A 12,970-nucleotide genomic window follows, 5' to 3' on the forward strand; every position below is an offset into this window, starting at 1 on the left:
GGCGGATATCTCACGCCGCAAGCTCCGGTCGTGGTTCCTGCCGCCGTTCGAGCGGGTCGCGCGGGAGGGGTGTCGCACGTTCATGCTCGGGTATCAGAGCACGGACGGGGTCCCGATCACGGTGAACGACTGGCTGCTGTCGGACGTGCTGCGCGGGGAGTGGGGGTATACGGGCACGTTGATCACGGACTGGGACAACGTGGGCCGGATGGTGTGGGAGCAGAAGGTGCAACCCGACTACGCCCACGCCGCGGCCGCGGCGGTCACCGCGGGCAACGACATGGTGATGACGACCCCGCACTTCTACGAAGGGGCATTGGAGGCCGTGGAGCGGGGGATGCTGTCCCCGGACGCGTTCGACACCGCCGTGACCCGCATCCTCACCCTCAAATTCGACCTCGGCCTCTTCGAGAACCCCCGACTCCCCTCGCCCGGGCTCGACGCCGTGGTGGGCAGCGGAGCGCACTCCGACCTCAACCTCGAGATGGCGCGGCGCTCGCTCGTGCTGCTGGAGAACGACGGGGTGCTGCCGCTCGGCGGGACAGCGCCGCTCACGGCCGCGGATCCGATCCGCGTCGCCGTCGTGGGTCCGCTCGCCGACGACGCGCAGACGCAGCTCGGCGACTGGGCCGGCGGATCCGGACAGGCCGGCTGGCTGGACGGCCAGCCCCGAGAGATGATCACCACGGTGCTGGACGGTCTGCGCGCGGTCGACGGACTGGCCGTACGGCACGCGCACGGCGCCGACATCCTCACCCTCGAGGACGATCCGCTCGGCGCCACCTTCCCCGACGGCCAGCCCCGCCCGCAGGTGGTCGTGCCCGCGGAGCCGGATCCGCGTCTCCTCGCCGAGGCGGTGCGGGCCGCGGAGGCGGCCGACGTCGTCGTGGCGGTCGTCGGCGACCGGATCGAGCTCGTCGGCGAGGGCCGCTCCACCGCGACCCTCGAACTCATCGGAGCCCAGAACGCCCTCCTCGACGCGGTGATCGCCACCGGGACACCCGTGGTCGTGGTGCTGCTGGCGTCGAAGCCGCTCGTGCTCCCGGCATCCGCGTCGAGGGCCGCCGCCGTGATCTGGGCGGCGAACCCCGGCATGCAGGGCGGGCGCGCGATCGCCGAGCTCCTCACCGGCGCGATCGAGCCGCAGGGGCGGCTGCCGATCTCGTTCGCGCGGCACGTCGGCCAGCAGCCGACCTACTACAACCAGATCCGCGGACAGCACGGCACGCGCTACGCCGACCTCACGCAGGCGCCGGCATGGACCTTCGGTGAGGGCCTCTCGTACACGACCGTGGAGTACTCCGCGCTCGCGCTGGTGTCGTCCTCGCTCGGTGCAAACGACACGATCGTTGCCGAGGTGACGGTGGCCAACACCGGCACCCGCCCGGTGCGCGAGACCGTGCAGGCGTACGTGCGCGACGTCGTCACGAGCACGAGCTGGACCGACAAGGAGCTCAAGGCGTACCGCCAGGTCGACCTCGCCCCGGGGGAGTCGCGCCGGGTCGTGATCGAGCTGCCGGTCGCCGACTGCACGATCGTGGACGCCGCGGGCGTCCGCCGGGTCGAACCCGGTGCCTTCGAGCTGCTGGTGGGTCCGTCGTCGCGCGACGAGGTGCTCCTCACCGCGGCCTTCGAGGTGGGGGCCTGACCGTCGGATCCGACAATTCGTCCGGAATCCTTGCAAAAGTTTCCGCCCGACGGATCCGCTCTGCTTGGATGACCTGGTGCGAACGACTGATGAGGACACCGGCTTCCGGCCCGGAGCGCTGATCTGGCTCGCCGTCGCGACCTTCTCGATGGGCATCGACGGCTACGTGCTGGCAGGTCTGCTGCCCCAGATCGCCACGGATCTGCACGTGGACGCGGCGGCCGCCGGACAGCTCATGAGCGTGTTCGCCGCGACCGGTGCGATCGCCGGCCCGGTGCTGGGCGCGCTCACCGGACGGTGGGAGCGCAAGGCGACGATCGTGCTCGCGCTCACCGTGTTCGTGCTCGGCAACCTGCTGGTCGGGCTGGCCCCCACCTACTTCTGGGCGATGGCGGGCCGGGTGATCTCGGCCGTGGGCGGTGCGCTGCTGAACGCCGTGATCGGCTCGTACGTCATCGCGCGCACCCCCGCGCACTATCGGGGCAGGGCCCTCTCGCTCGTCATGGGTGGCTTCCTCTTCGCGACCGCGCTCGGCGTGCCCGTCGGGCTCGTGATCGGGCAGACCGACTGGCGGATCCCGCTGTTCCTCGTGGTCGGCGTCGGCACGGCCGCGCTCGTCGGCATCATCGCGCGGGTGCCGCGTCTGCACCTGCCGCCGCTGTCGCTGCGCGCGGCGCTGAGCCCGCTCACCCGGCCCGCGATCCTCGCGGTTCTCGTGGTCCCGATGGGGCTCATGTGCGCGAGCTACCTCTGCTTCACCTACGCGACGCTCATCCTGGGACCGCGCATCGGCGAGGGGTACCCGATGATCGGCGCGCTCTTCGGCTACGGCATCGTCAGTCTCGTCGGCAACATCGTCTCGGGTCGCGTGACCGACCGCCGCGGCCCGGTCGCGGTGCTCACCGTCATCGTCGCCACGGTGCTCGCCGCCGCCCTGCTGGGCTGGGCGGGGCTGATGCTTCCGGGCATCGCGGGAGCCGTCGCGGGACTCGTCTGGTTCCTGGCGTGCGCGTTCTTCAACGGCGGTTCCGGCGTCGCGGCCCAGACGCGGCTGGCGACGATGGTGCCGCCCGCGGTCGCTGCGCTCGTGCTCGCCCTGAACAACAGCGCGATGATGCTCGGCAGCGCGCTGGGCAGCGCCCTGGGCGGGCTCGCCCTCGCCGCCGGCGCCCTGCCGGACCACCTGCTGCCGCTGTCGGGGGTCGTGCTCGCCATCACCCTCGGCGTGCAGCTCACCACCGCAGTGGCGCATCGGCGCCGGGCCCGGAGCGCGGACGCGGGCGAGCTCGGCGCCTCCGTGCCCCTCCCGGAGTCGTTGAGCGAGAACCGGGCGTAGCGAGGAGCGAGACGAGACGCGGCGGTCTCTCGCGAGAGCGCCGCGTTTCGTCTCGGTCGCCTTCGGCGGCCTCGCTCAACGACCCCGAGGGGTTTCGGTCGCCTTCGGCGTCCTCGCTCGACGACCCCGAGGGGTCTCGGTCGCCTTCGGCGTCCTCGCTCGACGGCCCCGAGGGGTTTCGGTCGCCTTCGGAGTTCTCGCTCGACGGCCCCGAGGGGTCTCGGTCGCCTTCGGCGTCCTCGCTCGACGACACCGAGGGAGGGCCGTGCTCGGCGGCCCGGCGGTCGTCAGCGACCTCAGCCGAGGGTGTACCAGGCCGCGGAGTCGGGGGGCAGCACGGTGCCCGCGTCCGGGGCGCTGTGCACGAGCACCGTGGCGCCCGAGGGGAGCGCGAGCGGTGCGGAGCCGAGGTTCGCCGCGATGTGCAGCTCGCCGCGGCGGAACGCGACGGCATCGGATCCGAGATCCTCCCAGACGAGCGACCCGGATCCGAGTCCGCGCTCCTTCCGCAGCCGCAGCAGCTCCCGGTAGAGGGCGAGGGTCGACGTGTCGGATCCGTCCTCCCGGGCGCGGGCGTACTCGGCCCACTCCGCGGGCTGCGGCAGCCACGAGGCGCCGGTGTCGTTGAAGCCGTACGACGGGGCCGTGCCGCTCCACGGCAGCGGCACCCGGCAGCCGTCGCGACCGTAGCGCTCGCCCTCCGTGCGGAACCAGGTGGGATCCTGGCGGAACTCGTCGGGGATCTCCATGGCCTCGGGCAGGCCCAGCTCCTCGCCCTGGTACAGGTAGGCGGATCCGGGCAGCGACAGCATCACGGTGGTCGCGGCGCGGGCGCGTGCGAGGCCGAGGGCCCGGTCGGGCTTGGGCTCGTCCCGCGGGCCGATGCCGTCGCCCTGAGGGTTGTCCCAGGTGAGCGCCAGACGCGAGGCGTGGCGCACGACGTCGTGGTTCGACAGCACCCAGGTGCTGGGGGCGCCGACGGCTCCGAACGCGTCGAGGGAGTCGCGGATCACGGCGCGCAGGTCTCCGGCGTTCCACGCGGTCATCAGGTAGTTGAAGTTGAACGCCTGGTTCATCTCGTCGGGGCGCACCCAGAGCGCGATCTGATCGAGCGTCGGCAGCCAGGCCTCGGCGCACAGCGCGCGGTCGCCGTCGTAGGCGGCGAGAACGTCGTGCCAGTCGCGGTAGATCTCGTGCACGCCGGGCTGGCCCCAGTAGGGCACGTCGTCCTGATCGCCGCCCATCGAGTCGGCGTCGGCGGCGGGCGTGTAGTCCGGCAGCCCCGCCTTCTTGATCATGCCGTGGGCGACGTCGACCCGGAAGCCGTCGACACCGCGGTCGAGCCAGAAGCGCAGCACGCCGCGGAACTCCTCGCGCACCTCGTCGTTGGTCCAGTCGAAGTCGGGCTGGCTGGTGTCGAAGATGTGCAGGTACCACTGCCCCGGCGTGCCGTCGGCCTCGGTCACGCGGGTCCACATGCCGCCGCCGAACACGCTCTGCCAGTTGTTCGGGGGCAGCTCGCCGTGCGCGCCCTTGCCGTCGCGGAAGATGTAGCGGGCGCGCTCCGGGCTGCCCGGGGCGGCCCTCAGTGCGGCCTGGAACCACGGGTGCTGGTCGGACGAGTGGTTGGGCACCAGGTCGACGATCACGCGGATGCCGCGGGCGTGCGCCGCGGCCAGCATCGCGTCGAAGTCGTCGAGCGTGCCGAAGAGCGGATCCACGCCGCGGTAGTCGGAGACGTCGTAGCCCGCGTCCTTCTGCGGGCTCGGCATGAACGGGCTCAGCCAGATGGCGTCGACGCCGAGGTCCTGCAGCGCGTCCAGCCGTGACGTGATCCCGGGCAGGTCGCCGATGCCGTCGCCGTCCGCATCCGCGAAGGAGCGGGGGTAGATCTGGTAGATGACGGCGGTGCGCCACCACTCGGAACCCGGGGCGGACTGCTGCTCGATCTCGGCCATGCGATCAGGCTACCGGGACGCGGGGGATCCCGGAAACGCGGGGATCGAATCGGTTCGATCGGCGGCGGGGCGCTGCGGTGTAGGCGTGGGCCCGTGCGCAATTCAGGCTGGATGCCGTGGGGCGGGTTCCCGACCCCGGCGATTCCGCAGATCCGCAGTGGTGAGGCCGGCGTCTGGCCTGAATTGTGCGCGCGGGAGTACCGCCAGTACGGGGATCCGGGCTCAGCGCGGGATGAGGTTCGCCGGCTCCTCGCCCGCGAGCATGCGGTCGATCTGGGTGCGCACGAGGGCGGCGATGCGCGGGTTCATCGCGGTCGAGGCGCCGCCGACATGCGGCGTGAACAGCACGCCCGGCGTGGTCCAGAGCGGGTGCCCCTCCGGCAGCGGCTCCGGATCCATGACGTCGAGCGCGGCGCGGATCCGGCCGTTCTCGGCGACCAGCGCATCGGTGTCGACCAGGGTGCCGCGACCTACGTTCACCAGCAGTGCGCCGTCGGCCATGCGCGCCAGCATCGCCGCGTCGAACAGCCGGTGGGTCGCGGGTCCTCCGGGCAGCGACAGGATGACGATCTCGGCCTCGGGGAGCAGTGTGGGCAGGTCGGCCAGCGCGTGCACGGCGATCTCGCCGAGGCCCTCGACGACCTCCGTGCGGGCGGTCTGGCCGACCGCCGTGACGGCGACCTCGAAGCCGGCGAGCCGGCGGGCGACCGCCGTGCCGACGCCGCCGATCCCGACGAGCAGCACCCGGCGGTCGGCGAGGCTCGACGTGAAGGCGCGGTCCCACACGCCCGCGTCCTGCGCGCGCACGAACCGCGGCAGCTCCCGCTGTGCGGCGAGGGTCAGTGCCAGGGCGAGCTCCGCCGTGGCCGGCTCGTGCACGCTCGCGGCGTTCGCGAACGGGATGCCGGCGGGAATGCGGTCGATCACGGCCTCATAGCCGATCATCTGCCCCTGCACGAGGCCGACGTCCAGGTCCGCCAGTGCGGTGAGGTGCTGCCGGCCGAGGTAGGACGGCACGACGATGTCGATGCGCTGTGCGGGCGGGGGCGTCGCCATGTCCCATACGCGCACCTCCACTCCGTCGGGCAGCGGGCCGCGGGCGATGACGTCGGCGGCGAGTTCGGCGGTGGGGACGGTGACGAGGAAGCTCACCCTACGAGCGTAGGTCGTGCGCGCGATGCCGGAGCAGGCCACTCGGCGAGGACTGGATCCGACGCTCGGCGAGGACGGGATCCGGCGCTCGGCATCGCCGCCGGCGGTTGACATCCTCGTCAACTGTATACATAATACTGAGTGCGTCCCGCACCCGAACGGCCCTTCAACGACGAAAGAGGTGGCGCCATGCCCCGCTCGAACCCTCGCCTGCTCCGCACGCTCGCTGCGGTCTCCGCCGGCGCCCTGATGCTCGGCCTCGCCGCCTGCAGCGGCGGAGGCGGCGCCTCCGCCGGTGGCAAGACCACCCTCGTCTGGTCGACCTGGGGCAGCGCCGACGAGCTCAAGCGCTATCAGGACTTCGACAAGGAGTTCATGAAGAAGCACCCGGACATCACCGTCAAGCTGCAGCCCGTCGCAGGATACGACGACTACCACTCCAAGCTTCTCGCACAGCTCACCAGCAACACCGCCCCCGACGTGTTCTACGTGGGCGACGACATGATCGGCCAGTTCGTCGGCTCGAACCGTCTCATGCCCGTCAAGGCGCTCATGGACGGCCCGAAGAGCCAGAGCAAGCTGGACGACTTCTCGCCGGGCCTGTTCGGCGCGGCGGAGAAGGACGGCGAGATCTACGCGGCCCCGAACGACTCCAACCCCGACGTGTTCTGGTACGACAAGGAGGCCCTCAAGGCCGCCGGCATCACCGACGACCCGGCCACGCTCGCCGCCGAGGGGAAGTGGACGACCGCCGCCTACCTCGACATGAACAAGAAGCTCAAGGATGCGGGCCTCACCGGCACCATGTTCTGGAACTACTGGGCCACCCAGTGGAGCTGGCTGAGCTCGCAGGGCGTGGACGCGCCCTACGACGAGAGCGGGAAGTTCGTCGCGAACAAGAACCCCGACGCGGTCAAGGCGCTCGACCAGTTCGGCTCCCTGTTCCAGGACAAGACCTTCGTCGTCGCCGACACCCTGCCCGAGGGGGCGGGCGCGGACAGCGTCTTCGTCTCGCACAAGGCCGGATTCTTCGTGCAGGGCCGCTACACGATCGGCACGGTCGAGGCCGCCGGGGTCAAGGACTCCTACGACATCGCCCCCTGGCCTACGCCCGACGGGAAGGCGGCCCCGACGGGCGTCGCGACCTCCTTCCTCGCGATCAACAAGAACACCAAGGTCAAGGACGCGGCGTTCACGTTCTGGACCGAGTTCCTCTCGGCCGAGGGCCAGACCTTCCGGCTGCAGGGCGGCGGCAACGCGGTCCCGTCCATCAAGGGCGCCGACAAGGTCGTGCTCGACGGCTACCCGGCTCACGCCCAGACGTTCCTCGACATGCGCGACATCGGCTTCGTCAACTACGCGACCGAGGCGAAGCTGCCCGGCATCCGCTCCGGCATCGGCGACCAGTTCCTCGCCCTGTACAACGGCAAGCAGGACGCACAGGCGACCCTCGACGCGGTCGGCAAGCTGGTCCAGAACGGCAAGTGACGATGAGCACGCAAGCCGTGACCACTCGGGCGTCGTCGACGGCGCCCGAGTGGCGGCGTGAGGCCGGCTGGCGGCGGCGCGACCGTCGCTGGGGCTACGCCTTCGTCGGACCACAGCTGGTGGGGATGGGCATCTTCGTGCTCCTGCCCTTTCTCGCCAGCCTCGTGCTCGCCTTCGCGAAGTGGGACGGCCTGACCGACCTGAGCTGGGTCGGCCTCGACAACTTCGCCGCGGAGCTGTCGGATCCGCTCTTCGGCCGCGCGATCGTGAACACCCTGCTGATCGCGATCATCACGGTCCCGATCGGCCTGGCCCTCGCGGTCGTCATCGCGGTCGCGCTGGAGAAGCTCAAGACCCGCACCCTGTACCTCGTGCTGTTCTTCGCCCCGGTCATGACCTCGACGGTCGCCGTGGCGATGATCTGGCAGCAGATGTTCCGCGCCGACGGGGTGCTCTCGACCACGATCTCGAAGGTCTTCGGGGTCACGCCGCCGGACTGGCTGCAGGATCCGCGCCTGGCGCTCATCGCCGTGTGCATCGTGACGATCTGGTCGTCGCTGGGCCTCAACGTGATCATCTTCCTCGCCGGGCTGCAGAACATCTCGCCCTCGGTCATCGAGGCCGCGCGGATCGACGGCGCGGGCGCCTGGCGGCTTTTCACGAGCATCCGGCTCCCGCTGCTCTCGCCGATCGTCTTCTTCTCGTCGGTGGTCGCGTTCATCTCGTCGCTGCAGACCTTCGACACGGTCTACGTGCTGGTCAAGAACGCCGGTCCGGACAACGCGACCCGCACGATCGTCTACCACATCTACGACCTCGGCATGAAGCAGTTCAACTTCGGCCTCTCCAGCGCGGCGAGCATCATCCTGCTGCTGCTGACCCTGGTCATCACGGCGATCCAGTTCGCCGCCCAGAAGAAGTTCGTCCACTACGAGGATGACCCCGCATGAGCGTCGACGCCCCGCATCTGACCACCGGAGGCCGCGCACCCGCCACCGACTCCACGATCGCGCTCGTCGCACCGGGGCGACGGATCCGGCCGAAGCCGGCCGGGAAGGGCGCGCGCCGTGCCTCCGCCACGATCCTGCACGTCGTGCTGATCGTCGCCGGGATCGGGATGGTCTTCCCGTTCCTGTGGATGCTGCTGACCTCGTTCAAGACCCTGCCGCAGCTGCTGAAGGATCCGCTGTCGGTGATCCCGAACCCGTGGACGTTCGACAACTACGCGCAGGCGTGGGAGGCCGTGCCGTTCGCGCAGGCCTACCTGAACAGCGCCTACATCGCGGTGCTCGTCGTGACCGGCACGCTGATCACCGCATCGATGGCGGGCTACGCGTTCGCGCGGATCCGGTTCCGCGGATCCAAGGTGCTGTTCATCGTGTTCCTCGCGACGCAGATGATCCCGAAGCAGGTCACGCTCATCCCGTTCTACCTGCTGATGACGCAGCTGGGCTGGGTGGACTCGCACCTGGCGCTGATCATCCCCGGCATGATCGCGAACCCCTTCGCCGTGTTCCTCATGCGTCAGTTCGTGCTGGCGCTGCCGAAGGAGCTCGAGGAGGCGGCGCTGGTCGACGGGGCCGGGCGGATCCGCACGTTCTTCACCGTGATCCTGCCGAACCTGAAGCCGGGGCTCGCGGCGCTGAGCATCATCGTCGCCATCGACGTGTGGAACTCGTTCCTCTTCCCGCTCGTGCTGCTGAACACCCCCGACCTGTTCACCGTGCCGCTGCTGCTGCAGTCGTTCCAGGGCCAGTTCGGATCCGTGAACTACGGGCTGGTGATGGCGGCCTCGGCGATCTCGACGGTGCCGATGCTCGTCGTGTTCGTGATCGGGCAGCGCCGGATCCTGAACAGCATGGCCGCATCGGGACTGGGAGGGCGCTGAGGTGCAGCTGACCGGGGAGTGCGAAGCCGAGGCGCACGAGGGCGGCGTGCGTTCCGTCGATGGGATGACCGCGGAGGCCCTCGCGCGGGCGGCCGGGCGCCACCTCGACCTGGAGACCGCGCCGTTCACGATCCCGCGCTCCCGGCTGCTCGTCTTCCGGGCCGGCGACGGCGTGCGCGTGCACACCTCGGAGTACGAGCGCAGCCTCGAGGAGTGCCGGGTGCTGGATGCCCTCGTCGTGCGCGACGCGCACGGTCGTGTGCTCCCGGTCGCCGACGTGCAGCCGCACCGGATCTCGTTCGGCGCGGTGGCCGCGATGGACCCGTCGCCCGGTTCGCCTGGTTCGCCTGCTTCGCGGGTGGAACCTCCGCTCCCGTCGCAGAAAGTGTCGGAAAACGGGACGGAAAGCGACAGAAATCGCGACCTGAGCGGGGTGTCCCTGACCTTCGACGGGCTGCGGGCTCTGAGCGTGGGCGGCGATCCCGCGGCCTCGGTGCGGATCACGCGGCCGGACGGAACGGTCGAGGAGCACCGGATCGGATCCGGCCTGCGGCTGGACGTGGCCGACGACAGGAGCGTCACGGTCGCAGCGCAGTCCGCCGGCGCCCACGCGGCGGCGGAGGAGGCCCGTGCGTCCGAGTGGGCGGACTGGTTCGACCGCTGCCCGCGGGTGCGCGCCGACCTGCAGGACATGGCGGCGTTCTGCTGGTGGGTGCTCGGCGCGAACATCGTCGAGCTGCCGGCGCTCGCCGGGGCCAGGGCGGTCGTGCCGTCGAAGATCGGCTACGTCGGGCTCTGGCAGTGGGACGCGTACTTCATCGCGGTCGGCCTGCGCCACGGGGATCCGGCGCTCGCGCGCGAGCAGCTCGAGCTCGCGTTCCGCTTCCCCCGTGCGAACGGACAGCTTCCCGACGTGGTGCACGAGGAGGGGATCCTCGCGACGAGCGACGACCTGCCCGAATCGGACCGGGCGAACCTCCGCCGCGCCGGATCCCGGATCGCGGATCCCACGGCGCCGGTGCCGCTGACCAAGCCGCCGCTCGCCGCCTGGGCGCTGCGCAAGGTGCTCGAGGTCGAGGACGCACCGGACTGGGCCGCGGCGCAGCTGGAGCGCGTGATCCCCTCGCAGGACTGGTGGTTCGCCGGTCCCGCGGAGAACGGGTCTGACTTGGACGGCGACGGGCTGCCCGAGTACGGGCATCCGTACTCGTCGGGTCTCGACGACAGCCCGGTGTTCGACGGGCCGATCCCGACCACGGCGCCGGATCTCGCCGCCTACCTCGTGCAGCAGGACCGCGAGATCGCGGCGCTCGCCGCCCGGTATCTGCCCGGCCATGACCCGGCGCCGCATCTCTCCCGCGCCGATCGCACCGCGCAGCTGCTCGTGGAGCGGCTCTGGGATCCCGCCGAGGAGCGGTTCATCGCCCGCGGCGCGGGGGAGCGCATCGCGAGCGACACCGTCCTCGGGCTGCTGCCGCTGCGCGTCGAGGGGCTTCCGGCCGAGATGCGCTCCGCGCTCGTCGATGCGATCGGCGACCCCGCGCGCTACGGCCTCGCGTGGGGGCTGCCCACGGTCTCCGCCGCGGATCCGGACTTCTCCGCGGAGCGGATGTGGCGCGGGCCGATCTGGGTGAACACGAGTGCGCTCATCGCGGAGGGGCTCGACACGGCGGGCGAGCCCGAGCGTGCCAGGGCGCTGCGCGAGCAGACCGTGCGCCTGGTGATCCACGGCGGCGGCCCGCACGAGTACTTCAACCCGCGCACCGGTCTCAAGGCCGAGCGCGCGACGACCGCGTTCGGCTGGTCCGCCGCGCTGTTCCTCGACCTCGCGGTGGCGCTGAGCCGCTGACGTCGCGGCGCTCCCGACGCCCCGCTGTTCGGCGACGTCGCGCGCCGGGCTCCCGCGCGCCCGCGCGCCGGATCCGCGCTCCCAGATCCGCGTTTCCCTCCCCTCACCGTCTTTCCCTCCCCGCAACTGCGCCTGTGGGGGGAGGGAAAGACGCCCAGGGGAGGGGAACGCGGACCAGGGGCGCTCCTCGTGCTCGGGCGGACCAGGGGCGCCCCTCGCGCCCGGCCCCTGCGACCCCTCACCATCGGGAGGACCGTCGCTCGGCGGATCCGACGTAGTGTTTGCGTCACCATCCGTGTACTGTATGCAATACACAATTCTGACGAGGAGGTCATGATGAAGCGACGCGGCATGTTCGCGCTGGCGATCGGGGCGACGGCGGCCATCGCCCTCTCCGGATGCGCCTTCGGCGGCGGAGCGCCCTCGAAGAACGAGACCCTGAAGCCCGGAGCCGAGGCGACCGGCACGATCACGATCTGGTCGTGGGACGTCGCCGCGACCGCGCTCAAGCGGCTCGGTGCCGACTACGAGAAGTCCCACAAGGGCACGACGATCAAGGTCGTCGACATCGGCTACGACAACGCCTACGACAAGATCTCGGTCGGGCTGCAGGCCGGGACGGGGCTGCCGGATCTGATCACGCTCGAGACCGACCACAACCAGAGCTACATCACGCAGTTCCCCCAGGGGTTCTCCGACCTGTCTCCCGTGCTCGGCGACAAGAAGGCCGACTTCGATCCGTTCAAGTGGTCGACCGGCACCGACAAGGACGGCAAGCTGCGCATGGCGCCCTGGGACTCGGGCACCGTCGGCCTGTTCTACCGCACCGACTACTTCCAGGCCGCCGGCGTGGATCCGGCCTCCGTCAAGACCTGGGACGACCTCGTCGCCGCGGGCGAGAAGATCAAGGCGGCCACGGGGCACACCCTGCTCACCGCCGATCTCTCCGCCGGCGGATCGCTCTCGATGTACCTGCAGCAGCAGAGCCAGGGATTCTTCGACGACAAGGGCGACATCACCGTGAACTCGCCCGCCGCGGTGCGCACCCTCACCCTGCTGCAGACGATGCAGAAGAAGGGGCTCATCACCAATGCGAAGGGCTGGGACGCGAGCGTCACCAGCGCCAAGGACGGCGACTCCGCGGTGACCCCCGAGGCGGTGTGGTGGATCGGCACGCTCGAGGGCGAGGCGCCCGAGCTCAGCGGCAAGTACGCCGTGCGCGACCTGCCCGTCTTCGACGATTCCAGCGCCCCGACCTCGAACAACGGCGGATCCGGTCTCGCGATCCCCGCGCAGGCGAAGAACCCGCAGCTCGCGGCCGACTTCCTGGCCTTTGTGCTGGCGAACACCGGCAACCAGTCGAGCATGATGCAGAAGGAGGGGCTCTTCCCGGCCTACCTGCCCGCGCTGAAGAGCGGCTTCTTCGAGCAGTCCAGCGACTACTTCGGCGGCCAGAAGGTCTTCCAGACCTTCGCCGAGCTGACGCCGAAGATCCCCTCGATCTCCTTCACCTCCGACCAGTCGGTCGCGAGCGACGCCGTGGCGAACGCGGTCGGCGCCGCCGTGCTGAACGGCGAGGATCCGAAGAAGGCGCTGGACGACGCGGCCGCGCAGATCGCGAACTCGACCGGCCGCAAGATCGCGGGCTGAC

The 12,970-nt window shown here is 70.7% G+C and carries 9 protein-coding genes; 7 read left to right on the forward strand and 2 right to left on the reverse strand.

From position 1 onward, the window contains the following. Window positions 1-1,648, forward strand: a 1,648-nt coding sequence (locus WFJ17_RS08815) for a glycoside hydrolase family 3 C-terminal domain-containing protein (RefSeq protein ID WP_336648196.1), incomplete at its 5' end; no start/stop codon positions are given. Between the two features lie 76 nt (window positions 1,649-1,724). Then, a complete protein-coding gene (locus WFJ17_RS08820) occupies window positions 1,725-2,984 on the forward strand; it encodes an MFS transporter (RefSeq protein ID WP_336648197.1) in 1,260 nt (419 codons plus the stop codon). 296 nt (window positions 2,985-3,280) lie between these two features. Here WFJ17_RS08820 and WFJ17_RS08825 read toward each other — a convergent pair whose 3' ends face one another. Next, on the reverse strand, window positions 3,281-4,942 hold the full coding sequence (locus tag WFJ17_RS08825) for a glycoside hydrolase family 13 protein (protein WP_336648198.1): 1,662 nt from the start codon (window positions 4,940-4,942) through the stop codon (window positions 3,281-3,283). 222 nt (window positions 4,943-5,164) lie between these two features. Continuing rightward, window positions 5,165-6,208, reverse strand: coding sequence for an NAD(P)-dependent oxidoreductase (locus WFJ17_RS08830; RefSeq protein WP_336648199.1), 1,044 nt, complete (start codon window positions 6,206-6,208; stop codon window positions 5,165-5,167). 75 nt (window positions 6,209-6,283) lie between these two features. Between WFJ17_RS08830 and WFJ17_RS08835 the strand changes: the two genes are divergently transcribed. From WFJ17_RS08835 to WFJ17_RS08855, 5 genes are all read left to right on the forward strand, one after another. Beyond that, window positions 6,284-7,582 (forward strand): ABC transporter substrate-binding protein, encoded by a 1,299-nt coding sequence (locus tag WFJ17_RS08835; RefSeq protein WP_251447721.1) that lies wholly within the window; start codon window positions 6,284-6,286, stop codon window positions 7,580-7,582. 2 nt (window positions 7,583-7,584) lie between these two features. Further along, window positions 7,585-8,532, forward strand: a complete 948-nt coding sequence (locus tag WFJ17_RS08840; protein ID WP_251447719.1) for a carbohydrate ABC transporter permease — start codon at window positions 7,585-7,587, stop codon at window positions 8,530-8,532. Further along, window positions 8,529-9,470 (forward strand): carbohydrate ABC transporter permease, encoded by a 942-nt coding sequence (locus tag WFJ17_RS08845; RefSeq protein WP_336648200.1) that lies wholly within the window; start codon window positions 8,529-8,531, stop codon window positions 9,468-9,470. The genes WFJ17_RS08840 and WFJ17_RS08845 overlap by 4 nt, the downstream gene beginning before the upstream one ends. 64 nt (window positions 9,471-9,534) lie before the next feature. Beyond that, complete coding sequence (locus WFJ17_RS08850; protein ID WP_336648201.1) at window positions 9,535-11,319, forward strand: amylo-alpha-1,6-glucosidase; 1,785 nt, start codon at window positions 9,535-9,537, stop codon at window positions 11,317-11,319. 333 nt (window positions 11,320-11,652) lie between these two features. Next, entirely contained in the window at window positions 11,653-12,969 is a 1,317-nt protein-coding gene (locus WFJ17_RS08855; RefSeq protein WP_336648202.1) for an ABC transporter substrate-binding protein, read from the forward strand. Window position 12,970 lies beyond the last annotated feature (1 nt).

It is taken from the genome of Microbacterium sp. MMO-10 (assembly GCF_037148715.1).
In the GTDB taxonomy this organism is placed as follows: domain Bacteria; phylum Actinomycetota; class Actinomycetes; order Actinomycetales; family Microbacteriaceae; genus Microbacterium.

Bases quoted from the DNA above. Each gene is read 5' to 3' on its own strand.
- WFJ17_RS08825 (WP_336648198.1), bottom strand. From the start codon at position 4,942: ATGGCCGAGATCGAGCAGCAGTCCGCCCCGGGTTCCGAGTGGTGGCGC.
- WFJ17_RS08830 (WP_336648199.1), bottom strand. From the start codon at position 6,208: ATGTCAACCGCCGGCGGCGATGCCGAGCGCCGGATCCCGTCCTCGCCG.
- WFJ17_RS08835 (WP_251447721.1), top strand. From the start codon at position 6,284: ATGCCCCGCTCGAACCCTCGCCTGCTCCGCACGCTCGCTGCGGTCTCC.
- WFJ17_RS08840 (WP_251447719.1), top strand. From the start codon at position 7,585: ATGAGCACGCAAGCCGTGACCACTCGGGCGTCGTCGACGGCGCCCGAG.
- WFJ17_RS08845 (WP_336648200.1), top strand. From the start codon at position 8,529: ATGAGCGTCGACGCCCCGCATCTGACCACCGGAGGCCGCGCACCCGCC.
- WFJ17_RS08850 (WP_336648201.1), top strand. From the start codon at position 9,535: ATGACCGCGGAGGCCCTCGCGCGGGCGGCCGGGCGCCACCTCGACCTG.
- WFJ17_RS08855 (WP_336648202.1), top strand. From the start codon at position 11,653: ATGATGAAGCGACGCGGCATGTTCGCGCTGGCGATCGGGGCGACGGCG.